We start from the raw sequence: 24079 nt of genomic DNA, 5'->3' as shown, positions 1-24079 counted from the left end.
CGCACCGCGCTCAGGTTTCCCGCGGCGGCAGGAGGGTGAAGTCGGCTCGGCCGGTGGAGGCGCCGTTGACGTGGAGTTCCAAGCCGTGTTCGCCCGGGTGGTAGCGGCGGGTGGTGATGGGGCGGAAGGAGTGGTCGCGGGTGATGTCCAGGCGTTCGCCGGGGGCGAGGGTGCGGGTGGTGAGCTTGAACGTCTTGCCGGTCTGGCCGCCGTTCGCCTTGCGGTGGTGGACCGTGTAGTCCACGGCGATGCGGACCGGGTCGGGTTCGGTGTTGACGATGGAGGCGCGGAAGGTGATCGTGCCGCCGAAGGGCACCGAGGACGCGGACAGCTCCGGGCCGGTGGTGTCGACGTCGACCGGGGCGAACCCCAGGAGCCGCAACGCTCCCGGGTGGCCTCGCTTGACCAGGGTGCGCAGCGCGTGGCGGACGAGGGCGGGGGTGTTGCCGCCCGGTTCCGACAGCCACCCCGCGGCGGTGTCGACGACGAGGTCCGGGTGGTCCCGGCTGAGGTCGTTGAGGTGGTTGGCCACCGAGCGGCGGACGTACTCGCTGTCGTCGCGGTGGAGTGCGTGCAGGATCGGCAGGGTGATCCCGGGCCGGGTGAGCAGGCCGGGAACCCGGGTGGCCCACGGCAGGAACGGCCGGGTGCCCTCCGACGCCAGCCTGCGCACGTGGGGGTCGGGCGAGGTCGTCCAGGTGGTGATGGTGGCCAGGGCGCGGTCGGGGTCGTGGTCGAGCAGGGGGCGCAGGGCGAACTCGGAGGTGAGCCGCGGGGTCAGCTCCGCCAGCAGCGCCAGCGCGTCGTCGAACGCGGTGTCGGTCCGCTCGGCGATGGCCTTCGCCGCCACGGCGGAGGTGACCGGCCAGATCAGCCAGCCCGCGAACGGCCGGTCCCCGTCCCGGGCGGCGCGGATGGTGGCGGCGAAGGTGGCGTAGTCGCCGGGCAGGTCCGCCAGCAGCGCGTCGCGCAGCAGGTCGCTGCGCTCGCGCAGGCCCAGCGCGTCGAACCGCCCCGGTGCGGCGCGCAGGGCGGTGAGCCGGGCGGCGGGGGCGGCGGCGCGGATGGCCGTGGTCAGGGCGCGGGCGGTCGGTGTGCCGATGAGTTCGTCGGCGAAGGGCATGGGGGCCTCCGGGGGGATCGGGAGGAGTGTGCCGCGGGGGACCGACAGAACCGGCGGTTCCCGGGGCCACCGCGCGGGTCCGGACGACCTCGGTGGCGCCGCTGACCGGTCCCGCCTCCCCCACCGCGCCGGGGTGAACGGGGCGGTCAGCCCGCGAGGCAGTCGACGCCGGGGACCGGGGCGGGTTCGAAGAAGATCAGGGCCGTCTGCACCAGTGGCTCCACGAGCTGGGGCAGGGCGCGGACGCCGTCGGTGTAGAGGGTTCGGCGGATGCGTTCGACGGCGCCGCCGACGTACAGCTCGAACACGTCGGGGGGCAGCCGCCGGATCGCCGGGTCGCGCAGGCGGGCTCGGCGGTGCAGTTCGGCGAACGCCTCGGCGAAGACCAGGTTGGCCGCCATCCCCCGCCGCGCGGTGGCCTCGCCCGCCCTGGGCCCCTCGACGTAGAGCGACCACGCGACCGCGTGGCGGACCGACAGGGTGCCCAGGAAGACCTGCCAGGCCAACCGCACCCGGCCCGACCAGTCGTCGGCGGGCAGCGGCGCGACGGCGGCCCGCAGCCGGGCCCGCACCCGGGCCACCGCCCGGTCGTGCGCGGCCACGAAGCACGACTCCTTGCCGTCGAAGTGCTGGTAGAAGGTCCGCTTCGACACCGCGGCCAACCCGACCACGTCCCCGACCGTCGCCGCCGGGTAGCCCTTGTCCGCCACCACGACCAGCACCGCGTCGAGCAACCGGTCGAGCTGGGACGGTTCCGCCCACGTCATGCCCGGCACCCCCTCACACCTGTCCAGTGGTCGGATTCGCGGGCGTCCCGGTTCCCGGTCGGACCCACCGGACGGCGAACGGCGCCCGGCCTCGGTGCGAGGCGGGCGCCGTTCGGTGAGTCTGGCGGAAGCGCTTACTTCTGGCGCTTGCCGTAGCGCTTCTCGAAGCGCGCGACCCGGCCGCCGGTGTCCATGATGCGCTGCTTGCCGGTGTAGAACGGGTGGCAGTTCGAGCACATGTCGACGTAGAGCGAGCCCGAGGTGTTGGTGCTGCGGGTGGTGAACTTGACGCCGCAGCTGCAGGTGACCTCGATGGGCGCGTACTCCGGGTGGATGCCGCTCTTCATGGTTCTCTCCTCGTCAGGTGGTCGTCGGGTCCCCGTCACGGGGTGAACCGAAACCGGTGTTCGACCGACCATTGTGCCAGGTCCACCCGACGACCCCGGCGGCGACCGCCGCGAAGCAGCCCAGCAGGGCGCCGACCACCCGCAGCCCGTCGGTGCCGATCAGCGACCCGCCGCCGAGCGCGGCCAGCAGCGGGCCCACCGCGGCCAGCGCCACCGTCTCCGTGCCGAGCCGCGCGGCGTTGAACATGCCCGACGCCGCGCCCGCCTGCTCGCCGGGGACGGCGCCCAGCGCCAGCCCGTCCAGCAGGCCCGTCGTCAGCCCGACACCGGCGCCGACCAGCACGAACGCGCCCATCCACGGCCCCGGGCGCGGGGTCGCGGTGACCAGCAGCAGCGCGCCCGCGCCGGTTCCCAGCAGCGACCCCACCACGACGACGGGCACGGGCACGGCCCGCACCAGCAGCGCCCCGAGCGGGGGCAGCACCACCGTGGGCAGGGTGAGCAGCAGCAGCCACAGCCCGGCCTCGCCCGCGCCCATCCCCACCACGGAGATCAGGTACGACGGCAGGTAGACCAGCAGCGGCACCAGCACGGCCATGAACGACCCGGCCGCCGCCGACAGCGCGGTGAACCGGCGGTTGCGCAGCAACCCCAGGTCGAACAGCGGGTCGGGCCGGTGCCGCTCGACCCGGGCGAACGCGGCGCCGAGCAGCGGCACCAGCAGCAGCCACCAGTAGGCCGCCTCGGACACCGCGGTGATCACCACCAGCAGCGCCGCGGTCGACAGCGCCGCCCCGGCCCAGTCGACGCGGCGGTGGGGGTTCCCGGGCAGGACCGGGAGCAACGGGGCGCAGACGAGCGCGAAAGCAGCCAGCGCCGCGGGCACGGCGAACACCGCCCGCCAGCCCAGGTGGTCGACGAGCAGGCCGCCGATCGTGGGGCCGAAGGCGAGACCGGCGCCGAGGACGGTCCCGAGCAGCCCGAAGGCCCTGGCCCTGGCGGCCCCGGAGAAGGTCTCGGCGAGGATCGAGCCGCCGCCGGTGACGGCCGCGGCGGCGCCGATCCCGGCCGCGAAGCGCAGGGCGTCGAGCGCGACGACGTCGGTGGCCAAGGCGCTGGTGAGGCCCGCGGCGGCGAAGAGTGCGACTCCCGCCAGGTAGCAGCGGCGCCTGCCGAGGACGTCGGCTAGGGAGCCGGTGAACACCAGGAACGCGGCGAACGCGGCGTTGTAGCCGGTCACCACCCAGCGCGTGGCGCCCGGCCCCGCCGACAGCGAGGTCGCGATGTCGGGCAGCGCGGCGGAGGAGCCGGTGATGGTGAGGGGGAAGACGACGGTGGAGAGCAGGACGACGGCCAGCACGGCCGTCGGACGTGGGCGGAGCACGGATTTCCTTCCGGTGGGTGAGCAGGGCGAACCGGCCCGCCGGTTGTCACCGGCGGGCTGGGTCCGCGGAGCTACACCGCGTACTTGGCGGAAGGACGGCGTTCACGTGCCACGCCCGGGACCGTATCAGCGCACGGTTCCCCAGTAGACCCAATTCCCGTCGCTGCGGGTGAAGCGGCTGTTCTCGTGCAGGACGCCCTGGCCCGCGCCCTCGAGGTAGTGCGCGCGGAACTCCACGGTGCCCTCGGCGTGCAGCAGGCCGCCGCCGGTGCGCCCGAGGACCTCCAGCCGGACCCAGCGCTGGTCGGGGTCGAGCTCGACCCGGCGCGGGCGGGTGTCGGGGTGCCAACTGCGCAGCAGGTAGTCGGCGTCGCCCTCGGCGAAGGCGGTGAAGCGGGAGCGCATGAGGGCTTCGGCGGTGGCCGCGGGGGCGGTGCCGGAGAGGGCACGACCGCAGCAGTCCACGAGGGGCAGGCCGGTTCCGCAGGGGCAAGGGATGGGGGGCACGGCGCCATTGTGCGCCAGAGGGTGCGGCACGGGGTGCGCCACCGGCGGAACGCGCACCCCGTTGAGCACGGTGGCGCCCCGCGCGCTGATCCCGGTGAGCGTTTCCGGGGCGACCGGGTCGAGGACCTGTCCGCCCTGGTCGGGCGGCCGTAGGGTCGACGGGACGACGACGCTGTCGCAGGATTCGAGGAGCCGTGACGACCGTTCCCGCCGCGCGGCGGACCACGACCGCGGTGGCGGACGCGGTCGCGCTGCCCGCGCTGCTGCGGCGGTGGGCCGACCGGACCCCCGACCTGCCCGCGCTGACCTTCCTCGACCACGACCGCGACGCCGAGAAGACGCTGACCTGGCGCGGCCTCGACGACCTGGTCGACTCGATCGCGGCCTGGGTGCGCCCGCGCTGCGCGCCGGGGGCGCGGGTGGCGATCCTGCTGGAGCAGTCGCCGTCCTACGTGGCGGCGTTCCTGGCGGTGCTGCGCGCCGGGCGGATCGCGGTGCCGCTGTTCCCGCCCGCCTCCCGCCACGACGACACCCTGGTGGCCGCGCTGGTCGACTGCGCGCCGGAACTGGTGCTGACCACGTGGACCGGGCTGGAGGCGGTGGCCGCGTTCGTGGCCGGGTGCGCGCCCGCGCGGGTGGTGCCGGTGGACGCGCTGCCCCCGGCCGAGGGCCGGGGAACCGGCCCGGCCGAGCCGGACCTCGACGCCGTGGCGTACCTGCAGTACACCTCCGGCACCACCCGCGACCCGGTGGGCGTGGCGCTGACCCACCGCAACCTGCACGCGGGCGCGGCGCAGGCCGGGGCGTGCTTCGGGGCGGGCGCGGAGGTGGCGGTGAACTGGCTGCCGCTGTTCCACGAGATGGGGTTGGCGATCGGGCTGACCGTGCCGCTGCTGCTGGGCAAGCGGACCGTGCTGATGGCCCCCAGGGCCTTCCTGCACCGGCCGGGGCGCTGGCTGCGGGCGCTGTCGGACAACCCGGGCGCGGTGACCGGCGCCCCCAGCTCCGCCTACGCCCACGCCGCCGAGCGCAGCACCGCCGCCGAGCGGGCGGGGCTGCGGCTGGAGCACGTGGTGGCCCTGGTCAACGGCGGTGAACCGGTGCACCACCACGACGTCGAGCTGTTCCACCGGGTCTTCGCCGAGTGCGGGCTGCGCGCCGACGCGCACCGCCCCGCCTACGGCCTGGCCGAGGCGACGGTGCTGGTGGCCGCGAGCCCGGCGGGGGCGCCGGTGGTGCGCTCGTTCGACGCCCGGCGCCTCGGGCTCGGGGAGGCGGTGCCCGCTGGTCGGGGGCGGCGGGCGAGCACGCTCGTCGGGTGCGGCGCGGCGGTCGGCCAGGAACTGTCCATCGTGGACCCGGAGACGGCGGACCCGGTGCCGGACGGGCGCGTCGGCGAGATCCGGGTGCGCGGCCTCAACGTCGCCCGGGGCCGCTGGCGCGACGGCGGGCCGGTCGTCGACGGGGCGGGCTGGCTGCGCACCGGCGACCTCGGCGTGGTCGTAGACGGCGCGCTGTTCGTGCTCGGCCCGCGCACGCAGGTCATCACCGCGGGCGGGCGCGAGCACCACCCGCAGGACATCGAGCGCACGGTGCAGCGGGCGCACCCCGCGGTCCGCCCGCACGCGGTCGCCGCGTTCGGGGTGCCCGGCCCGGACGGCGGCAGGCTGGTCGTGGTGGCCGAGCGGTCCCGGACCGCAGGCGCCGGGATCGCCACCCGCGCCGACGTCGCCTCGGCCATCCGACCCGCGGTCGCCGCCGCGCACGGGGTGCGGGTGCACGAGGTGGTGCTGCTCGAACCGGGGCAGGCACCGCGCACGTCGAGCGGGAAGATCCGCAGGTCAGCGAGCAGGGAGCGGTACCTGGCGGGGCGGGCGGGGCACGATTGACCGCGTTCGGGCGGGCCGATAACCTCGACTGGTCGCCGGTGGGCGCGAGGAGTGGGAACATGCAGCCAGGCGGTCCGGCGGAGCGGTCGGCGAACGCGTGGCCGAGGATACCGCGGCAGTTCGCGGCGGTGCTCCGCCCGCGCATCGACGTGATCGGCCGCGAGATGATCGAGACCATCGCCCGCGAACTGCCCGACTACCGCAAGCCCGCGGACTCCCCGTTCGGCCACGACTTCACCAGCGCGGTCAAGCGCGCCCTGCACGACTTCGCCGACCTGGTCGAGGACCCGCGCAGCCCGCGGGCGGACAACGCGCTGTTCTTCCGCGGGCTGGGCGAGACCGAGTACCGCAACGGCCGCAGCCTCGACCTGCTCCAGGCCGCCTACCGCATCGGGGCGCGGGTCGGCTGCCGCTGCTACATCCAGCTCGCCCGGGACGCGGGCCTGTCCACCGAGACGGTCCTGGTGCTGAGCGAGGCGGTGCTGATCCACATCAACGCCCTGGCCAACGAATCGGTGAAGGGCTACGCCGCCGCCCGCGAGCACAACGACGACAACCGCCTGGGCCAGGACCGCCGCGCCCTCGCCGAGCGCCTGCTGGAGCGCCGCCCCACCGGCGGCGCCCCCCTGTCCGGTCTGGCCGCGCGGGCGCAGTGGCCGCTGCCCGCCGCGGTGGCGTGCGTGCTGACGACCCCGGCCGAGCAGGACGCGTTCGACCGGGACGTGCTGGTGCTGCCGCGCGGCCCGGAACTGGTGCTGGTGCTGCCGGACACGGCGATCGACGACAGCCTGGCCGCGGTCCGCGCCCGGCTGCGGGAGCGGCAGGCGGTGCTGGGGCCGACCGTCCCGCTGGCCGAGGCGTGGCTGTCGCTGCACTGCGCGCGGTCGGTGAACCGGTTGGTGCGGCGCAAGATGGTGCAGGCGTCGGGAGACGGGATGGTCAGCGCGGCGGACCACCTGAGCGAGGTGATGCTGACCGGCAACGAGCCGCTGGGGCGGTTGTTGGCGCAGCGCACCGTGTCCTGCCTGACGGACCTGAGCCGGGGCAAGGCGACCCGGTTGGAGGAGACGCTGGACGCCCTGCTGTCGTCGTGGGGCCGGACGGCGCCGGAGGTCGCGGAGGCGCTGGGCGTGCACCCGCAGACGGCCAGGAACCGGATGCGGCAACTGGAGTCGCTGCTCGGTGACCGGCTCAGCGACCCGTCGTTCCGGTTGGAGGCGCAGGTGGTCCTGCGGCTGCGGGCGCTGCTGCGCACGGCGGGTGAGCCGGTGGACCGGGACGTGCCGACGCGGGTCCCCTGACCGGGCGCGAACGGGCCGGGGCGGCGGCGGGGTGGCCTACGATGGCCGCATGAGATCAGCCGGGGTGGTCCACGGCACCCGGGGACTGGGACCGCAGGCGCACGCCTGCTGGCGGTACCGCGATCCGGTCGAGTTCCGCACGCACGCACGCGACTTCCTCGCCGACGGCCTGCGGCTCGGGCTGCGCCCGATGTACGTGGTCTCCGCCGACGACGCGGCACCGGCGGTCGGGGAGCTGCGCCGGTCGGCCCGGCTCGACCGCGCCCTGGACGAGGGCGACCTGCGCGTCACCCCCCTCGACTCCGCCTACGCGGACGACGCGGTGATCGAGCCGGGCGAGCAGGTCGACCGGTACGCCGCGGCCACCGACGAGGCGGTCGCCGCCGGGTTCGCGGGCCTGCGGGTCGCCGCGGAGGTGACCCCCCTGGTGCGGACCGCCCCGCAGGCGGCGGCGTTCACCCGGTACGAGCACCTCGTCGACCGGTACATGACGGCCCGGCCGTTCTCCGCGCTCTGCGGCTACGACCAGCGGGTCCTCGGGGAGGACACCATCACCCGGCTGGCGGTCATGCACCCGCACGCCAACTCCGACACCGCGGGCTTCCGCCTGCACGGTTCCCCGCTGCCGGGCTGCGCCGCGGCCCTGGGCGGCCAACTGGACCTGTGCGGCGCCGACCACCTGGGTTCCGCGCTCGACCGGGCGGACCTGCCGGTCCACGACGCCACCATCACCCTCGACGCCACCGGCCTGGAGTTCGTCGACCACCGCAACCTGATCACCCTCGCCGAACACGCCAGGTCGCGTGGGGCGACGCTCGTCCTGCGCACCGCCCACCGCGGGGCCGCGCGGATCACCGGCCTGCTGGGGCTCGACGGCGTGCGCGTGGAGCTGCCCGCATGACCCGACCCGCCTCCCCCGCGTTCACCCACCCCGCCTTCTTCTACGACGACGACGCCGACTACCTCGACACCCTGGTGCCCTTCGTCGTCGAGGGCGTGGAGGCGGGCGAGCCGGTCGCCGTCGCCGTGCCCGCCCGGCGGCTGGAGCTGCTGCGCGAGGCCCTGGGCGGGCACGCCGAGGCGGTGTGGGCGCGGGACATGGCGGTGGCGGGCGGCAACCCGGGCCGCATCCTGGCCACCGTGCTCGGCCACTTCGCCGACCGGCACCCCGGCAGGCGCGTGCGCATCGTCGGCGAACCGGTCTGGCCGGGCCGCGACGCCACCGAGTACCCGGCCTGCGCCCGGCACGAGGCGCTGATCAACCTGGCGTTCGCCGACCGCGCCGCCACCATCCTCTGCCCCTACGACGCCGCGGCCCTCGACCCGCACGTCCTGGCCGAGGCGCGCGCCACCCACCCGGAGGTCTGGGCCGGGGGCGCGCGCGGCGCCAGCGACCGCTACGCACCCCACGACGTGCTGGTCAACCACAACCACCCGCTGCCCCACGTGCCGCACGCCACCGTCCACGCGATCGCCACCGCCGCGGAGATCCGCCCCCTGCGCGGGGTGATCACCCTCCTGGCGACCGACCTCGGCCTCCCCGGGGACCGGGTGCCCGACCTCGAACTGGTCCTCTCCGAACTCGTCGCCAACAGCCTCACCCACGGCGGCGGGCGGTGCACCCTCGCCGTGTGGCGGGAGGGGCACCGGCTCGTCTGCTCGGTCAGCGACACCGGCAGCTTCACCGACCCGCTCGCCGGGACCCGCCCGCTGACCGTGGGCCAGCCGTCCGGGCGCGGGTTGTGGTTGGTGCACAGCATCGCCGACCTGGTCCGCGTCCACACCGGGGACGCGGGCACCACGATCCGCGCGTACTTCCGGCTGCCCTGAACCCGAGCGCGCTCAGCGCGCCCGGGGGGCGGTGACCAGGGCCAACCGCAGCAGGAAGCGCTGCTCGCCCTCCAGCGCCGAGTCGCCGAGCAGGTCCCTGAGCTGCTGGAGGCGGTAGCGCACCGTCTGCGGGTGCAGCCCCACCCGCTGCGCCACCTCGCGCACGTCCCCGTCGTGGCGCAGCCACAGGGCGAGGGTGGTGAGCAGCTTGGCGCGGCGGCCCGGGGAGAGCGCGGCGAGCGGGGCGAGGGTGGCCGAGCGAACCCAGGGCAGCAGGCCGTCGTCCGCCGCGGCCAGGAGGGTGAGCAGGTGGTCGTCGGCCCGGGTGAGGCGCCGCGTGGGCAGGGTGCCCCGGTCGACGAGGTCGAGGAGGGTCCTGGCGTAGTGGGCCGAGCGGTGGGCGTCGGCCGTGGGCACCGGGGGGCCCGCGGCGAAGCGGATGCCCCGGCGGGTGCTGGGGGCCTCGGGGATCGGCTGGTCGGCGGGGACGAGCAGGCAGGTGCCCGCCCGGTCCGGGTCGGTGAGGGCGCCGGGGGGAAGGCGGGCGGGATCGACGCGGAACGGGGTGTCGGCGACGAGCGCGGTGACGCGGTCCGGCAGCGGCCAGCCCGCCTCGGCCGCCCGGGCGGTCAGGTCGGGGACGGGCGCGGGGGCCAGGAGCAGGGCCAGCAGTTCGGCCCGGCCGGGGTCGGTGCTCCCCGCCGCGGCCCGGTGGCCGTCGCGGGCGGCCTCGCACACGGTGTCGGTGAAGGCGAAGAGGGCGTCCACCACGGCGACCGTGGCCGTGGGGGACACCCGCAGCCTGCGGGCGAGCACGATCAGGTGGTGCCAGACCGCCCTGGCGGCGACCCGGGTGGCGGACTCGACCACCTCCAGGCCGCGGCCCGCCCGCCGCTCCGCCGCGCCCACCTCGCCCAGCAGCAGCCGCCACGCCGGTGGGGCGCAGCGGCCGTCGAACACCGCGTCCAGGCCCACGTCGACGGCGGCGGTGACGGTGGCGGTGAGGGCGGCCAGGTCCGCGGGATCGCGCGGGCCCGCGGACCGGGTGATCGCCTCGACCGCGGTGCGGACCAGGTCCGAGCGGCGGGCGCGGGCGGCGACGGCCAGGCGCAGGTCCTCGGCGGGCGGGGTGGTGCGGGTCGTGCGCGCCGCGGTCATGCCGGTGCCCCCCGCTGTCGTCGGTGCAGGACGGGAACGAGGACGGGGGGCGGGGTGGACACCGTTGTCCGCCCCACCCCCCGCCGGTTCGGGCTAGACCGGGCAGCCGACCTTGAAGCTGACGAAGGAGGCGTCCGGGCTGGGGGCCGGGCAGAGGAACTGCGAGTAGCGGGTGTCGTCGTCGACGAAGCGCTTGAGCCACGACACGGCGAACTTCGTCACCGTGGCCGTGTAGCCGTTGGTGGTGAAGTGGTCCGCGCCCTTGAGCTTGAGGTAGCCCTGGTTCTGGTTGCCCTTCAGCGACTCGTAGAACGGGTCCGCGTGCATGAACGTCGGGGCGATCACGTCGTTGTCCGCGCCGATGATCAGGGTGGGGACGGTGACGTCGCTGAAGTTGGAGGACATGTTCCACGGGGCCAGCGGGATCGCGGCCTTCAGCGCCGGGTTCTTGCTCGCGGCGAGCAGGGTGCCGCCGCCGCCCATGGAGTGGCCCATGACCGCGAGGCGGTTCGGGTCGACCCGGTCCTTGACCGGGGACTCGTTGGCCAGCCAGTCCACCGCGGCCAGGAGCTGGTTGCTGCGCGGCTCCGGGAAGTCGGTGATGGAGTTGGGCTCCAGGGTGATGACCACGAACCCGTAGGAGGCCAGGGTGGGGCCGTACCAGGAGGTGGTGAACTCCGGCTCCAGGAACCCGGGGATCACCGCGACGGCGCCGTAGGTGCCCTGGGAGGTGTCGGTCGGGTAGTAGACCGTGCCCCGGTTGAACGCGCGGCCGGACTGGGCGGCGACGGACTGCTGCTGGACGGCGAACGGGCCCTTCTGCGCCCGGATGGACTGGTCGGTCGGGTCCGGTCCCTTGGCGAAGGCGCTGACCTGGAGCGCCGCCGAGGTGGTGGTGTCGGGCTGCCCGGCGAACGCCTGGGGGCCGAGGAATGCCGCGGCGCCCACCGCCGCGGCGGCGGCCAGCACCGCCGACCTCTTCACGATGTTACGACGCACGATCGAACTCCTCGACATTTGGGCGGTTCCGGAGTTCGTACGCTAAGGCAGCATTACGGCGAGGAAAACGGGTGCGGGCAAAGAGTGCACAAATGTCCGTGGATTGCCGACCCGACCACTCATGGACGTGAGTGTCTTGCGCGGCAATCCCCGCCTATGTCAATTACCCCTGGTGGGAGGCACCCAAACGGTGAACGTCCGGGTGTGCGCACAATTTTTCCCGACATTGTCACCAGCGGACAACCATCCCTTTCCGCCACTGCATTGCGCATCCTGCACAAACCCCGCGGCGGACCGGCCCCGCGCGTCCCCGCGCCGGTGGCGAGGTTGCCGGGGGTGCCCGGGGTGGGCAGGGTGGGGCGATGAGCGGCGACAAGGGCGAGACCAGGGACGGCGTGGGCCTCACCAACCTGGACCAGGAGTTGTTCGACGGCGCGGGCGCGACGAAGCGCGACCTGGTCGACTACCTCGACGCCGTGGCCGACCGGTTCCTGCCCGTGCTGTCGGGCAGGCCGCTGTCCGTGGTGCGGGTGCTGCGCGGGCAGGACGCGTTCATGCAGAAGAACGTCCCCAAGTACACCCCCTCGTTCGTCAGGACGGTGCCGGTGTGGGCGGAGTCGTCGAAGCGGGAGATCTCCTACGCGCTGTGCGACGACCGCCGCACGCTGCTGTGGTTCGGCAACCAGCGGGCGATCGAGTACCACCCGACGCTGGCCACCGCCGCCCGGCCGGGCAGGCCGACGCACCTGGTCCTCGACATCGACCCGCCCGAGGGCGGCGACTTCGCCGTGGCCGTCCGCGCGGCGCACCTGGTGCGCCGGGCGCTGGAGGACTGCGGGTTGGCGGGCGTGGTGAAGACCAGCGGTGCCAAGGGGTTGCACATCTTCGTCCCGGTGACGGAGGAGGAGAGCGCCGACGACATGGCCGCGGCGATGCGCGCGCTGGCCGCCCGCGCCGAGCGGCTCGACCCCGAGCTGGCGACGACGGCGTTCATCCGCGACGACCGGCACGGCAGGGTGTTCCTGGACTCCACCCGCGCGCACGGCGCGACCGTCGCCGCCGCCTACAGCCCGCGCAGGCGCCCCGGCCTCCCGGTCTCCTTCCCCCTGCCCTGGTCCGACCTCGACGACGCGCGCCCCGGCGACTTCACCATCACCACCGCGCCCGCGCTGCTCGGCGGCCGGGACCCGTGGGCCGACCTGATGCCCCGGCCGGTGGCGCTGCCCGGGGACCTCGTCGCCGAGGGGCACACCATCCCGGTGGCCAGGGTGCAGGCCATGCACGAGGGCAAGCGCCGCAAGCGGGCGGCCGAGCGGGCCGGTGGCGACGCCCCCGCGAAGTGAGCACCCGTGCACCGATCCCGCACCACCGGGACGTTCGGGAAAAAGTTCCCCTTGCTCGCAGTGGTCTGGACCAGGCATAGTTTGTTGTCACCCCGCACAAACACCCACGACGCGCCCCACCGGCCCCGACCGGGCAGGCGTGCTCCGTGGCGTCCGCAAAAGAGGTGACACCGGTGACAGTGCAGTCGACCAGATCCCGTCTCCGCGGCGCGTTCTCCCTGGCCGCCGTGGCCGTGGCCGCCCTGGTGGTCCCGCTCTCCCCCGGCACCGACGCCCAGGCGGCGCCCGCCGCCGACGTCAGCGCCGCGGCGGCCACCTTCACCGACGACTTCAACGGCCCCGCCGGGGCGCCGGTCGACGGCTCGAAGTGGCGCTTCGAGACCGGCGACAACGTCAACAACCACGAGCGCCAGTGGTACACCAGCGGCACCAACAACGCCGCCCTCGACGGCAACGGCAACCTGGTCATCACCGCCAAGCGGGAGAACCCCGGCAACTACCAGTGCTGGTACGGCCGCTGCGAGTACACCTCGGCGCGGCTGTCCACCGCGCAGACCTTCACCCAGACCTACGGCCACTACGAGGCCAGGATCAAGATGTCGCGCGGGCAGGGCATGTGGCCCGCGTTCTGGATGCTGGGCAGCGACATCGGCAGCGTCGGCTGGCCCAACTCCGGCGAGATCGACATCATGGAGAACGTCGGCTTCGAGCCCAACACCGTGCACGGCACCATCCACGGCCCCGGCTACTCCGGCTCCGGCGGCATCGGCGCGGGCTACAGCGGCCCCACCTTCGCCGACGGCTTCCACACCTTCGCCGTCGACTGGACCCCCGGCCGGATCGTCTGGTCGGTGGACGGCAACGCCTACAGCACCAAGACCACCGCCGACGTCGGCGGCAACCGCTGGGTCTTCGACCACCCCTTCTACATGATCCTCAACCTCGCCGTCGGCGGCTACTGGCCGGGCGACCCCAACGGCTCGACCCCGTTCCCGAACCAGCTCGTGGTCGACTACGTGCACGTGACCAGCGGGGACGGTGGCACCGCGCCGCGCACCGGCCGGGTGACCGGCATCGCGGGCAAGTGCCTGGACGTGGCCGGGGCCGCCACCGCGGACGGCACCCCGGTGCAGATCGCGAACTGCTCGTCGAACCCCGCGCAGAGCTGGACCTTCGGCACCGACGGCACGATCAGGGCGTTCGGCAAGTGCCTCGACGTCACCTCGGGGTCGACCGCGAACGGCGCCCGGGTCCAGTTGTGGACGTGCAACGGCACCGGCGCGCAGAGGTGGGCGGTCAGCGGGGCGCGCGACATCGTCAACGTCACCGCGAACAAGTGCCTGGACGTGGTCGACGGCAGCTCGAACGACGGTGCCCGGACCCAGATCTGGGCGTGCACCGGCGCCGCGCAGCAGAAGTGGACCACTCCCTGAGCCGACCCGTCCCGAGCTGACCGCCGCATCCTGACCTGGGGCGACTCCGGGATGACTCGGAGTTGTCCACAGGCGGGACGCGGCGGTCGCCGCCGTGTCGGCCGATCGCCGTAGTATCGCCGCGTGTCCGCCCACCACACCGAGTACAGCGTCGCCGACTTCGCCACCGACTACGCGGACCTCCCGCTGCCACCGGAGCCCGACGAGTTCGACGAGCCCGAGTACTTCGACCCGGCCCCGACCGCGGGGACCACCCGGCCCGCGACGACCGCCGAGGCCGCCGAGTTCGCGGCCGAGGTCGCGGTGCCCGCGCGCCCGCGCGAACCGGAGTCGCCGCTGGAGGTGCTGCGGCGGGTCTTCGGCTACGAGGCCTTCCGCGGCGAGCAGGCCGAGATCATCGACACCGTGGTCGGCGGCGGCGACGCGCTGGTGCTGATGCCCACCGGCGGCGGCAAGTCGCTGTGCTACCAGATCCCGTCGCTGGTCCGCGACGGCGTGGGCGTGGTGATCTCCCCGCTGATCGCGCTGATGCAGGACCAGGTCGACGCGCTGCGCAACGTCGGTGTGCGCGCCGGGTTCCTCAACTCGACCCAGGACCACAACCAGCGCCGCGAGGTCGAGCGCGACTTCCTCTCCGGTGAGCTGGACATGCTCTACCTGGCGCCGGAACGGCTGCGGCTGGATTCCACCGTGGACCTGCTGGGCCGGGGGAAGGTGGCGCTGTTCGCCATCGACGAGGCGCACTGCGTGTCGCAGTGGGGCCACGACTTCCGCCCGGACTACCTGGCGCTGTCGGAGCTGCACCAGCGGTGGCCGGACGTGCCGCGCATCGCGCTGACCGCGACCGCCACCGAGGCCACGCACACCGAGATCGCCGAACGCCTCGACCTGGGTCAGGCCCGGCACTTCGTGGCCAGCTTCGACCGGCCGAACATCCAGTACCGGATCGTGCCCAAGGCCGGCCCGCAGAAGCAGGTCCTCGACCTCATCCGCACCGAGCACGCGGGCGACGCGGGCATCGTCTACTGCCTCTCGCGCGCCACGGTGGAGAAGACCGCGGAATTCCTGTCGCAGAACGGGGTTCCGGCTGTGCCGTACCACGCGGGCCTCGACGCCGGGACGCGGGCGCGCAACCAGTCGCGGTTCCTGCGCGAGGACGGGCTGGTCGTGGTCGCGACCATCGCCTTCGGCATGGGCATCGACAAGCCGGACGTCCGGTTCGTGGCGCACCTCGACCTGCCCAAGTCGGTCGAGGGCTACTACCAGGAGACCGGTCGCGCGGGCCGCGACGGGCTGCCGTCCACCGCCTGGCTGGCCTACGGCCTCGCCGACGTGGTGCAGCAGCGCAAGATGATCGACCAGTCCGAGGGCGACCTGGCCCACCGCCGCAGGCTCAGCGCGCACCTCGACGCGATGCTGGCCCTGTGCGAGACGGTCGAGTGCCGCCGCGGCCAGCTCCTGAACTACTTCGGCCAGACCGCCGAGGGCAAGTGCGACAACTGCGACACCTGCCTGACCCCGCCGGAGTCCTGGGACGGCACGGTCGCCGCGCAGAAGCTGCTGTCCGCGGTCTGGCGCCTGGACAAGGAGCGCAACCAGCACTTCGGCGCGGGTCAGATCATCGACATCCTGCTGGGCAAGCAGACCGACAAGATCACCCAGCACCGGCACGACCAGCTCGCCACCTTCGGCAAGGGCACCGAGCTCAGGGACCAGGAGTGGCGCGGGGTCGTCCGCCAGCTCCTGGCCCAGGGACTGCTCGCGGTGCAGGGCGACTACGGCACGCTGCACCTGACCGGGGCCAGCACCGAGGTCCTGGGCCGGTCCCGCCAGGTCATGCTCCGCCGCGAACCCGAGCGCCCGGCGGGCAGCGGCGGCGGCACCCGGTCGAAGCGGGCCGCCACCCCGGCCGTGGCGCTGTCCACCGAGGCCGCCCCGGTCTTCGAGCGCCTGCGCGCCTGGCGGGCCGCCACCGCCAAGGAGCAGGGCGTCCCCGCCTACGTGATCTTCCACGACGCCACCCTGCGCACCATAGCCGCGCAGCACCCCGCCGACCTGGCGGCGCTGGGCACCATCAGCGGCGTCGGGGAGAACAAGTTGGCCAAGTACGGTCAGCAGATCCTCGACACCCTCGCGGAGGGCTGACCGGATTCGGCCTTGCACCTGACGCGACGTCAGGACTTAGCGTCGTCCGTGCCGGCGCGAACGGGCCGGTGGGAGGAGGTGAACGGCGCGATGGGGCAACTCCACAAGATCGGGCAGCTCGCCGAGGCGGCGGGTCTCACGGTGCGCACCCTGCACCACTACGACCGCCTGGGCCTGGTCAGCCCGTCGGCGCGGACCGAGGCGGGCCACCGCCTGTACGGGGAGGCGGACGTGGTCCGCCTCTACCGGGTCCTGGCCCTGCGCCAGATCGGACTGTCCCTGGAGGCCATCGGTCGGGTCCTGGCGGGCGACGCTCCCCTGGAGCCGCTGCTCGCCCGGCACCGCGAACACCTCGACGACCGGATCACGGCCCTGCGCACACTGCGCGCGCAACTGGGCACCGTGCTGACGGCGGTCCGGGGGGACCGGCGCGCCGACGTCACCGACTTCCTGGACCTGATCCGGAAGGTGACCACAGTGGACGAGACGATGCAGAGGTACTTCGACCAGACCCAGCTCGCCGAACTGGCCGAGCGCCGGGAGCGATTGGGCGAGGACACCATCGCGGGTGCCGAGCAGGCCTGGCAGGTGCTCATCCCCCGCGTTCGGGCGGCGGTCGCGGCGGGCATGGACCCCGGCGCGCCGGAGGCCCGCGAGCTGGCCCGCGAGTGGATGGGCCTGCTGGAGCAGTTCCACGGCGGCGACAGCGGGCTGCGCGACTCCCTGTACCGGATGTACGAGGAGAACGCGGCGCGGGTCGAGCAGGAGTTCTGCGGCCCCGACCAGGAGCTGATCGACTTCATCACCCGCGCCAACACGACCGGCTGAGGTGCGACCCCGGGTGGGTCGGGGGGCGCTCCCCCGGCCCACCCCGCCTTGACAGGCAAGTGACAGCTTGCGTATAACTGTGCTCGTGGACGCGGACCCCGAGCTGTTCAAGGCCCTCGGCGACGCGACGCGGCGCACCATCCTGGACGAGTTGACCGACAAGGACGGTCAGACGCTGTTCGAGATCTGCGGCAGGTTGACGATGAAGCACGGCCTGGGCTCCTCGCGCCAGGCCATCTCGCAACACCTCGCGGTGCTCGAACAGGCGGGCCTGGTGCGCACCCGGCGGGAAGGCCGGTACAAGTTCCACCACATCGACACGGGCCCGCTGCGCTCCATAGTGGAGCGGTGGCCCCCCACCCCAGGAGAACCGAACCCGTGATCCGCGTCAACATCACCAGCGTGTTCGTCGACGACCAGGCCAAAGCGCTGGCCTTCTACACAGAGAAGCTGGGATTCACCAAGAAGACCGACGTGCCCACCGGCGAGGCCCGCTGGCTCACCGTGGTCTCCCCCGCCGACCCGGACGGTGTCGAACTGCTGCTGGAGCCGGACGGCCACCCGGCGGCGGGCCCGTTCAAGGAGGCGCTGGTCGCCGACGGCATCCCGTTCACCCAGTTCGCCGTGGACGACGTGCCCGCCGAGGTCGAGCGGCTCAAGGGGCTGGGCGTGCGGTTCACCCAGGACGCGACGGACCTGGGACCGGTGGTCGTCGCCGTCTTCGACGACACCTGCGGCAACCTGATCCAGCTCGCCGCCATGAAGTAGTCCACTGCCACCCGCTCACCGACACCTGGCGGTTCCGCGTGCCCGGTTCGGGCCGAACACGTTCCACGACGGGGCCTTCGAGGGGGGTCAGGCGGCGGCGACGGCCTGGGTGAGCTGGGCCACGGTCATCTCGATCCCCGACTGGACGTCCGGGTCGTCGGTGCGCGCGGTGTGCAGGGAGACCTCGATCGAGCACTCCCCGGCACCGATGTCGGTCACCTGGAGGCAGCCGTGGTAGTCGTTGGGGCCGTCCGCGCCCCAGCGCAGGGAGCGGGTCTCCGGGTCGACCAGCACCCAGGCCTTGGCGGCGACCCGTTCACCGTCCACATCGGTCTCGATCGCCACCTCCCGGTTCCCGGACGGTTGTTCCCCCACGGGTTCCGCGCTGACCATTCTGGGGAAGAACTCGGGCAGGTGGCGGACGTCGGCGAGGTAGGCGAAGACCTCGTCCGCTGGAACGGCCGCGGTGGCGGTGTGGCTGTAGTGGCACATGGGGACCGAGTACCCACGTCCACACCGGTTACACGAGCCAGCCCGGGGTGGGTGCGTCGTTCTCCTCGCACCACTCGATGGAGCCGACCGTCCACAGCAGAGCCAGGACCAGCACGTCGACCGGGTCGTAGCGCTCGTCCTCGCGCAGCGCCAGGGAAAGCTGGAAGTCGGTGTCCTCCGGCCTTCCGTTCAGCTCGGCGAGCAGGGCGCGCACCAGCGCGCGGACCGGCGGGTCGAGTTGGTCGACGACGACGGGCTGACCTTCCTCGTCGCGCAGGTCGAGCACGAAGGCCTTCTCCGCCACCGGGGTGTCGGCGCGCAGCAGCATCATGTCGGCGGTGGCGACCACCAGTTCGTGCAGCACGGCGGTCAGGCGCTCGTGGCGGTCGGGACCGGTCAGCACGTCGAGCGCACCGTCGGTGCCACGCGGGTCGGCACCGCCACCGCGGGTGACGGCGACGAGCCTGCGGGCCATGCCGCGGGGGTGCTCGGTCATCTCCTCGTCCTCCAGGTCGCAATCAGGATCTGACTGTCACTGCCTGGGGACGTACCCGGTCTTCCGCCGGGTCAAGCACCCGTTCTGCGGGCGAAGTGCGCGCGGATCGTCGTCCCGCCCGCACCGGTGTGCACCGCGACGAGGTCGGCGAGGGTGTTCACCAGCAGCAGACCGCGGCCGTTGGGCTGGTCGTGCGGGGCCGGGCGCAGGCCCGCGAGCTGGTCGACCAGCCTGCCCCGGTCGCGCACCTCGCACACCAGGCCGCCCGCGTCGGCCCACAGCCGCAGCACGGCCGCGCCGCCGCCGTGCTCGACGCTGTTGGTGAGCAGTTCGGTGACCACCAGCGCCACGTCACCCGCCTGCTCCTCGTCGAGGCCCACGGCGCGGGCGCGCTCGCCCGCGAGGCCGCGCGCGTTCGCCAACCGTCCGCTGTCGACCTCCAGCTCGACCGCGGTCTCGGTCGTGTCGGGGAAGGGCTGGTTGTAGGTCTCCAGCGCGACCTGCGGGGCGTAACCGGGGCTGGGTCGCCGGGCGCCGTGCTCCAGCACCCCGGGGTGGGTCGCCAGCGCGTCGGCCAGCTCCCTCGGGTGCAGCCGCCGGGCGTCGTAGGGGCAGAGCACCCGCACGGCCCGACCGTCGAGCAGGGAGTTCGTCAGCGCCTCGTACCGCACGCAGGACGGGTAGGCCATCGGCGCGCGCCCCGGCCAGACCACCTCGGTGACGACCCGGGCGCCCAGGTGCAGCACCGGGTGCAGCACGGCGGGGACGAGCCTGCCGGGGTTGCCGCCGACGTCGGCGATGTCGAGCCAGCGCACCCGCTCACCGACGCCGTCGTCGGCGCAGCGGTCGCGCAGCGGTCCGAGGTTCGGGGCGGGCACAGCCACGGTCACCGACTCGCCGCCGAGGACGCCCTCGCGCACGAAGGCGGCGACGCAGTCGAGGTACTCGTCGTGGTCCCGGTAGAACAGCGCGGTGTGGTCGCGCGCGGTGGGCACCGGGTGCGCGCGGGCCGGTGGTGCCGTCAACCTTCCACGCCCCTCTCGGCCATCACGGGTTGAGTGCGCTCAATCTAGCCCGCCCCGTCCACCCCGGCCGGACACCGCGTCGTGCGGGCACCCGGGTTCTGCCCGGATACTGTCCCAGGCGACGACGGGAAGGCGGCTGGGTTGGCGGTCGAGCACGAGAGCGGGCGGTCCGGCCCACCGTTCACCGGGTCGGACCCGGTGACCGGACTGCTGGCCGCGGTCGACTGGGCGCGCACCCCGCTCGGGCCCGCCGAGGGCTGGCACCCGCAGCTTCGGTCGGTGGTGCGCACGATGATCTCCTCCCGCCAGCAGATGGTGCTGTTCTGGGGGCCGGAGCGGATCGCCGTCTACAACGACGCCTATGCCCCGACCATCGGCGACAAGCACCCCCGCGCGCTGGGGCGGCCCGCCGAGGAGAACTGGGGCGAGCTGTGGGAGGTGCTGGCGCCGCTGCTGGACCGCGTCCACCGCACCGGCACCCCGTTCTGGGCGCAGGACCACCCGTTCTCGATCGAGCGCCACGGCTTCCTGGAGCAGACCTACTTCGACGTCTCCTACGACCCGGTGTTCGTCGACGCCCCCGGGGGCGGGGACGGCGCGGTGTACGTCGGCGGGGTGCTGTGCCTGGTCACCGAGACCACCGGCCGGGTGCTGGGCGAGCGGCGGATGCGCGCGCTGGGCAGGCTCGGCACGCTGCTGACCGGGTTGTCGGACACCGAGCGGATCGGCCGGGTCACCGCCACCGCGCTCGCCGACGACCCCGAGGACGTGCCCCGGGCGCTGCTCTACCTGCTCGACGGCGAGCAGCTCGTCCTGGCGGGCGCGGTCCACCGCGAGTCCGCGCCGCTGACGATCAACCTGGTGGGGCCCGACCCGGTGGTCGAGGTGCTGCGCACGGTGTTCGCCGACGGGGAGGCGGCGTGGCTCCCGGAACCGCCCGGCGGCGGGGCGCGCGCGCTGGCGCTGCCGCTGACCTCGCTGACCGGGGTGGGCGGGGTGCTCGTCGCGGTGCCGAACCCGATGCTGGACCTGTCGTCGGGGTACCGCGAGTTCCTCGACCTGGTGGCAGCGGCGGTGTCCGCGGCCCTGGCGAACGCGGCCACGCACGACGCCGAGCGCGGGCGGATCGAGTCGCTGGCCGAGCTGGACCGGGCCAAGACCGAGCTGTTCGCCAACGTCAGCCACGAGCTGCGCACCCCGCTGACGCTCATCGCCGGTCCCGCCGAGGACGCGCTGGTCGACGTGGTCGAGCCGCTGCCGCCCGCGCAGCGCGAGCGGGTGGAGGTGATCCGCCGCAACGCCGCCCGGCTGGTGCGGATGGTGGAGAACATCCTCGACTTCACCCGGATCGAGAGCGGTTCGCTGCGGGCCGAGCCCGGCGCCACCGACCTGTCGGTGTTCACCGCCGCGATCGCCGACTCGTTCCGCCCGGCGGTCGAGCGGGCGGGCCTGGAGCTGCGGGTGGACGCCCCGCCGCTGCCCAGGGAGGTGGCGGTCGACCGCGACATGTGGCAGCGGGTGGTGCTGAACCTGCTGTCGAACGCGCTGAAGTTCACCCTCACCGGCTCGATCGAGGTGGCCGTCGCCGACCGCGGCGGCCGGGCCGTGCTGACCGTGACCGACACCGGCCTGGGCATCCCGGCCCACGAGCTGCCCCGGCTGTTCGACCGGTTCCACCGGGTCCGCGAGCCCGCCGCCCGCTCCCGCGAGGGCACCGGTATCGGGCTGGCCCTGGCAGCGGAGCTGGTTCACCTGCACTCCGGCGACATCCACGCGGCGAGCGAGCCGGGGGTGGGCACCACGTTCACCGTGACCCTGCCCTACGGCGAGGCTTCCCCGGGCACCGCCACCCCGGCGCGCGGCGCGGTCGCCGAGGCGTACCTGGACGAGGCGCTGGGTTGGAGCGGGGGCACGTCCTGGGTGGAGGCGCTGCCGCGGGCCGACCCGCGCGCCACCGGCGGCTCCCGGGTGCTGGTGGTGGAGGACAACGCCGACCTGCGCGGGTTCCTGGTGCGGCTGCTGAGCAGGCACTGGGAGGTGGCGGTCGCGGCGAACGGCGACGAGGCCCTGACCGCGGTCCGCCGGGGCAGGCCGGACCTGGTGCTGACCGACGTGCTGATGCCCGGCCTGGACGGGTACGGGCTGCTGGCCGCGCTGCGCGGCAACCCCAGCACCGAACACATCCCGGTGATCCTGCTGTCGGCGCGGGCGGGTGAGGAGGCCGCGATCGAGGGCCTGGCCGCGGGCGCCGACGACTACCTGTCGAAGCCGTTCTCCGCCCAGGAGCTGGTGGCCAGGGTGCGGTCGAACCTGGAGCTGGCCCGGCTGCGCAGCCACCAGGCGGCCTGGCGGGCGGCGCTGGTGGAGTCGCTGGACGACGGGTTCTTCATGATGGACGCGGCGGGCACGATCCTGGAGATGAACGCCGCCTGCGGGCAGATCCTCGGCTTCGACGCCCGCGGCCTGCCCTACCCGCGCCCCTACCCGTGGTGGCCGGTCAGCGAGGTCGACCCGCGCGCCGCGCAGCGGCTGGAGGACGCCCTGGACCAGGCGCTGGCCGGGGGCGGCGGCCGGTTCGAGGTGCCCGCCCGGCGCGACACCGGGCGCCGGGTGTGGCTGGCGGTGAGCGTCAACGAGGTGCCGCCGCTGGGCGCGGGCCCGAAGCTGTTCGTGGGCACCGTGCGCGACGTGACCTCCGACCGGGTGGCCGCCGAGCGCGACGCCGCCCTGGCCACCTTCGCCGCCGCGCTGGCCGACGCCACCGACGTGGGCGAGGTGCTGGCGGCGGGCAGCAGCGGCCTGGGCGGGGCGTGGTCGACCCGGCCCGCGGTGGCGGTCGCCTGGTCCCGGGGTTCGGAGGGGTCGGGCACCCGGGGCGACCGGCCCGAGGTGGTGGCCGACGCCGACGGGCGCGGCTGGGACGACCTGCCCGCCCACGCCCGCTCGGCGCTGGACGCCGCCCGGCGCACCCGCACCCCGCAGGTGGTGCCCGAACCGGGGGCGGACCGGCGCTCGCTGGGCATCGCCGCCCGGTTGGACGCCGGGGGCGAGGAGACCGCCGTCTGGTTGGAGCTGGACCCGCCGCAGCGGGTGTCCGATGTGGACCGGTACCTGTTCGGCTCGCTGTGCGCGCAGCTCGGCCTGGCGCTGACCCGGGCCCGCTCGTTCGACGAGCAGCGGACCGTGGCGGTGACGCTGCAGCGCTCCATCCTCGGCCCCACCGACCTGCCCGAGGGCTTCGCCGTGCGCTACGAGCCCGCCCTGGAACCGCTGGAGGTCGGCGGCGACTGGTACGACGTGGTGCGCCTCGACGAGCACCGGGTGGGCGTGGTGGTGGGTGACTGCGTGGGCCGCGGGCTGCGCGCGGCGTCGGTGATGGGCCAACTCCGCAGCGCCTGCCGCGCACTGCTGCAACAGGCGATCGACCCGGCCCAGGTGCTCACCGCCCTGGACGACTTCGCCGAGCTGCTGCCCGGCGCCACCTGCACCACGGTGTTCTGCGCGATCGTCGACGACCAGGCAGGCACCCTCGTCTACAGCAGCGCGGGACACCTGCCCGGCCTCGTCGCGGGCCGGGGCGGGCGCACCAGCAAACTGGACGGGGCGAGTTCGGTGCCGCTGGCGGTGCGCGGCACCGCGGCGCGCCCGCAGGCCACGGTGACCCTGGAGGACGGCTGCACCGTCCTGCTCTACACCGACGGCCTGGTGGAACGGCGAGGGGAGGTCATCGACGACGGCATCGAACGGGCCGTGCGAGCACTCGTGGAAGCCGGGGACGCACCGACACTGGACGAGGCACTGCACCGGGTGATCACCGGACTGGCCCCCGAACACGGCCACGACGACGACGTCGCGGCACTGCTGTACCGGCACACCGCCGGGCGGATGTGACCCCACCGGGGCCTGTCCCCAACGCCCGCCACCGCGAACCCCACCGGCACAGCAAGAACAACCGACTACCCACAAACCGCCGGACCGACTACAGACATGCCCGGGTGGGTAGATGTCCTGAACCCAGACCGGCCACCCCGAAAACCACCAGCCCGACCACAGACATGCCCGGGTGAGTGGATGTCCTCAACGCAGACCGGCCACCCCGAAAACCACCAGCCCGACCACAGACATGCCCGGGAGGGTGGATGTGCTCGGCCAGCCGACCACCCCCAAAACCGGCGGCCCGGCTAAGCAGATGCCCGGGTGGGTGGATGTGTTTGGCCGGGGGTGGCGATCATGTGACAGCCTCT

At 74.1% G+C, this 24079-nt stretch carries 21 protein-coding genes; 11 read left to right on the top strand and 10 right to left on the bottom strand.

Annotation, left to right across the window (positions count from 1 at the left end; translation table 11 throughout):
* Positions 1-10 precede the first annotated feature (10 nt).
* The 5 genes from UO65_RS22195 to UO65_RS22175 form a co-directional block, all read right to left on the bottom strand.
* A complete protein-coding gene (locus UO65_RS22195) occupies positions 11-1123 on the bottom strand; it encodes a DNA alkylation repair protein (RefSeq protein ID WP_035285908.1) in 1113 nt (370 codons plus the stop codon).
* A 146-nt stretch (positions 1124-1269) separates the two neighbouring features.
* On the bottom strand, positions 1270-1890 hold the full coding sequence (locus UO65_RS33550; RefSeq protein WP_146241255.1) for a TetR/AcrR family transcriptional regulator: 621 nt from the start codon (positions 1888-1890) through the stop codon (positions 1270-1272).
* Positions 1891-2024: 134 nt separating this feature from the next.
* The gene (gene rpmE, locus UO65_RS22185; protein WP_035285903.1) at positions 2025-2237 is read right to left on the bottom strand and encodes a 50S ribosomal protein L31; all 213 of its coding nucleotides are present in this window, start codon (positions 2235-2237) and stop codon (positions 2025-2027) included.
* Positions 2238-2250: 13 nt separating this feature from the next.
* Complete coding sequence (locus tag UO65_RS22180; protein WP_084176107.1) at positions 2251-3621, bottom strand: MFS transporter; 1371 nt, start codon at positions 3619-3621, stop codon at positions 2251-2253.
* Between the two features lie 126 nt (positions 3622-3747).
* Positions 3748-4128, bottom strand: a complete 381-nt coding sequence (locus UO65_RS22175) for a YchJ family protein (RefSeq protein WP_035285952.1) — start codon at positions 4126-4128, stop codon at positions 3748-3750.
* Positions 4129-4322: 194 nt separating this feature from the next.
* On the opposite strand from UO65_RS22175, the gene UO65_RS22170 reads away from it, so the two are divergent.
* From UO65_RS22170 to UO65_RS22155, 4 genes are read left to right on the top strand one after another with little or no spacing between them, the layout of a single operon-like run.
* On the top strand, positions 4323-6017 hold the full coding sequence (locus UO65_RS22170; RefSeq protein WP_052021571.1) for a fatty acyl-AMP ligase: 1695 nt from the start codon (positions 4323-4325) through the stop codon (positions 6015-6017).
* A gap of 59 nt (positions 6018-6076) precedes the next feature.
* Positions 6077-7318, top strand: a complete 1242-nt coding sequence (locus UO65_RS22165; RefSeq protein WP_035285896.1) for a helix-turn-helix domain-containing protein — start codon at positions 6077-6079, stop codon at positions 7316-7318.
* 49 nt (positions 7319-7367) lie between these two features.
* Entirely contained in the window at positions 7368-8219 is an 852-nt protein-coding gene (locus UO65_RS22160) for an MEDS domain-containing protein (protein ID WP_035285891.1), read from the top strand.
* Positions 8216-9148 carry an anti-sigma factor RsbA family regulatory protein gene (locus UO65_RS22155; protein WP_035285888.1) on the top strand — a complete coding sequence of 311 codons (933 nt, stop codon included), beginning with the start codon at positions 8216-8218 and terminating at the stop codon, positions 9146-9148. The genes UO65_RS22160 and UO65_RS22155 overlap by 4 nt, the downstream gene beginning before the upstream one ends.
* A gap of 12 nt (positions 9149-9160) precedes the next feature.
* On the opposite strand, the gene UO65_RS22150 is transcribed toward UO65_RS22155, so the two are convergent.
* Complete coding sequence (locus tag UO65_RS22150; RefSeq protein WP_035285884.1) at positions 9161-10306, bottom strand: PucR family transcriptional regulator; 1146 nt, start codon at positions 10304-10306, stop codon at positions 9161-9163.
* 93 nt (positions 10307-10399) lie between these two features.
* Positions 10400-11305, bottom strand: a complete 906-nt coding sequence (locus UO65_RS22145) for an alpha/beta hydrolase family protein (RefSeq protein ID WP_233427792.1) — start codon at positions 11303-11305, stop codon at positions 10400-10402.
* Between the two features lie 362 nt (positions 11306-11667).
* Here UO65_RS22145 and UO65_RS22140 point away from each other — a divergent pair, with 362 nt between their 5' ends.
* From UO65_RS22140 to UO65_RS22115, 6 genes are all read left to right on the top strand, one after another.
* The gene (locus tag UO65_RS22140) at positions 11668-12648 is read left to right on the top strand and encodes a DNA polymerase domain-containing protein (RefSeq protein WP_035285881.1); all 981 of its coding nucleotides are present in this window, start codon (positions 11668-11670) and stop codon (positions 12646-12648) included.
* A gap of 173 nt (positions 12649-12821) precedes the next feature.
* Complete coding sequence (locus UO65_RS22135; protein ID WP_035285878.1) at positions 12822-14081, top strand: glycoside hydrolase family 16 protein; 1260 nt, start codon at positions 12822-12824, stop codon at positions 14079-14081.
* 303 nt (positions 14082-14384) lie between these two features.
* Positions 14385-16226: a DNA helicase RecQ gene (gene recQ, locus UO65_RS22130; protein ID WP_035285947.1), complete on the top strand. Its 1842-nt coding sequence runs from the start codon at positions 14385-14387 to the stop codon at positions 16224-16226.
* 90 nt (positions 16227-16316) lie between these two features.
* Positions 16317-17054 (top strand): MerR family transcriptional regulator, encoded by a 738-nt coding sequence (locus tag UO65_RS22125; protein ID WP_152552206.1) that lies wholly within the window; start codon positions 16317-16319, stop codon positions 17052-17054.
* A gap of 85 nt (positions 17055-17139) precedes the next feature.
* Positions 17140-17436 (top strand): ArsR/SmtB family transcription factor, encoded by a 297-nt coding sequence (locus UO65_RS22120; protein ID WP_035285945.1) that lies wholly within the window; start codon positions 17140-17142, stop codon positions 17434-17436.
* The gene (locus UO65_RS22115; RefSeq protein WP_035285872.1) at positions 17433-17822 is read left to right on the top strand and encodes a VOC family protein; all 390 of its coding nucleotides are present in this window, start codon (positions 17433-17435) and stop codon (positions 17820-17822) included. Before UO65_RS22120 ends, UO65_RS22115 begins: the two co-directional genes overlap by 4 nt.
* Positions 17823-17909: 87 nt before the next feature.
* Here the strand turns inward: UO65_RS22115 and UO65_RS22110 are convergent, their stop codons facing one another.
* The 3 genes from UO65_RS22110 to UO65_RS22100 all read right to left on the bottom strand — a co-directional run bounded on the left by UO65_RS22110 (position 17910) and on the right by UO65_RS22100 (position 19835).
* Complete coding sequence (locus tag UO65_RS22110) at positions 17910-18314, bottom strand: SRPBCC family protein (protein ID WP_052021566.1); 405 nt, start codon at positions 18312-18314, stop codon at positions 17910-17912.
* 28 nt (positions 18315-18342) lie between these two features.
* Positions 18343-18810 carry a hypothetical protein gene (locus UO65_RS33545; protein WP_052021564.1) on the bottom strand — a complete coding sequence of 156 codons (468 nt, stop codon included), beginning with the start codon at positions 18808-18810 and terminating at the stop codon, positions 18343-18345.
* 71 nt (positions 18811-18881) lie between these two features.
* Positions 18882-19835, bottom strand: a complete 954-nt coding sequence (locus tag UO65_RS22100) for a sensor histidine kinase (protein WP_233427791.1) — start codon at positions 19833-19835, stop codon at positions 18882-18884.
* A gap of 141 nt (positions 19836-19976) precedes the next feature.
* On the opposite strand from UO65_RS22100, the gene UO65_RS22095 reads away from it, so the two are divergent.
* Positions 19977-23726, top strand: coding sequence for a SpoIIE family protein phosphatase (locus UO65_RS22095; RefSeq protein WP_052021562.1), 3750 nt, complete (start codon positions 19977-19979; stop codon positions 23724-23726).
* The last annotated feature ends 353 nt before the right edge of the window (positions 23727-24079 follow it).

Source organism: Actinokineospora spheciospongiae (genome assembly GCF_000564855.1).
GTDB classification, from domain to species: Bacteria; Actinomycetota; Actinomycetes; order Mycobacteriales; family Pseudonocardiaceae; genus Actinokineospora; species Actinokineospora spheciospongiae.
The sequence above is the reverse complement of the archived record's forward strand: the minus strand, read 5'-3'. Positions and strand labels throughout refer to the sequence as shown.

What these genes read in the sequence shown, in the direction of transcription:
- UO65_RS22195 (WP_035285908.1), bottom strand. Translation starts at nt 1,123, where the DNA reads ATGCCCTTCGCCGACGAACTCATCGGCACACCGACCGCCCGCGCCCTG.
- UO65_RS33550 (WP_146241255.1), bottom strand. Translation starts at nt 1,890, where the DNA reads ATGACGTGGGCGGAACCGTCCCAGCTCGACCGGTTGCTCGACGCGGTG.
- rpmE (WP_035285903.1), bottom strand. Translation starts at nt 2,237, where the DNA reads ATGAAGAGCGGCATCCACCCGGAGTACGCGCCCATCGAGGTCACCTGC.
- UO65_RS22165 (WP_035285896.1), top strand. Translation starts at nt 6,077, where the DNA reads ATGCAGCCAGGCGGTCCGGCGGAGCGGTCGGCGAACGCGTGGCCGAGG.
- UO65_RS22160 (WP_035285891.1), top strand. Translation starts at nt 7,368, where the DNA reads ATGAGATCAGCCGGGGTGGTCCACGGCACCCGGGGACTGGGACCGCAG.
- UO65_RS22155 (WP_035285888.1), top strand. Translation starts at nt 8,216, where the DNA reads ATGACCCGACCCGCCTCCCCCGCGTTCACCCACCCCGCCTTCTTCTAC.
- UO65_RS22150 (WP_035285884.1), bottom strand. Translation starts at nt 10,306, where the DNA reads ATGACCGCGGCGCGCACGACCCGCACCACCCCGCCCGCCGAGGACCTG.
- UO65_RS22140 (WP_035285881.1), top strand. Translation starts at nt 11,668, where the DNA reads ATGAGCGGCGACAAGGGCGAGACCAGGGACGGCGTGGGCCTCACCAAC.
- UO65_RS22125 (WP_152552206.1), top strand. Translation starts at nt 16,317, where the DNA reads ATGGGGCAACTCCACAAGATCGGGCAGCTCGCCGAGGCGGCGGGTCTC.
- UO65_RS22110 (WP_052021566.1), bottom strand. Translation starts at nt 18,314, where the DNA reads ATGTGCCACTACAGCCACACCGCCACCGCGGCCGTTCCAGCGGACGAG.
- UO65_RS33545 (WP_052021564.1), bottom strand. Translation starts at nt 18,810, where the DNA reads ATGACCGAGCACCCCCGCGGCATGGCCCGCAGGCTCGTCGCCGTCACC.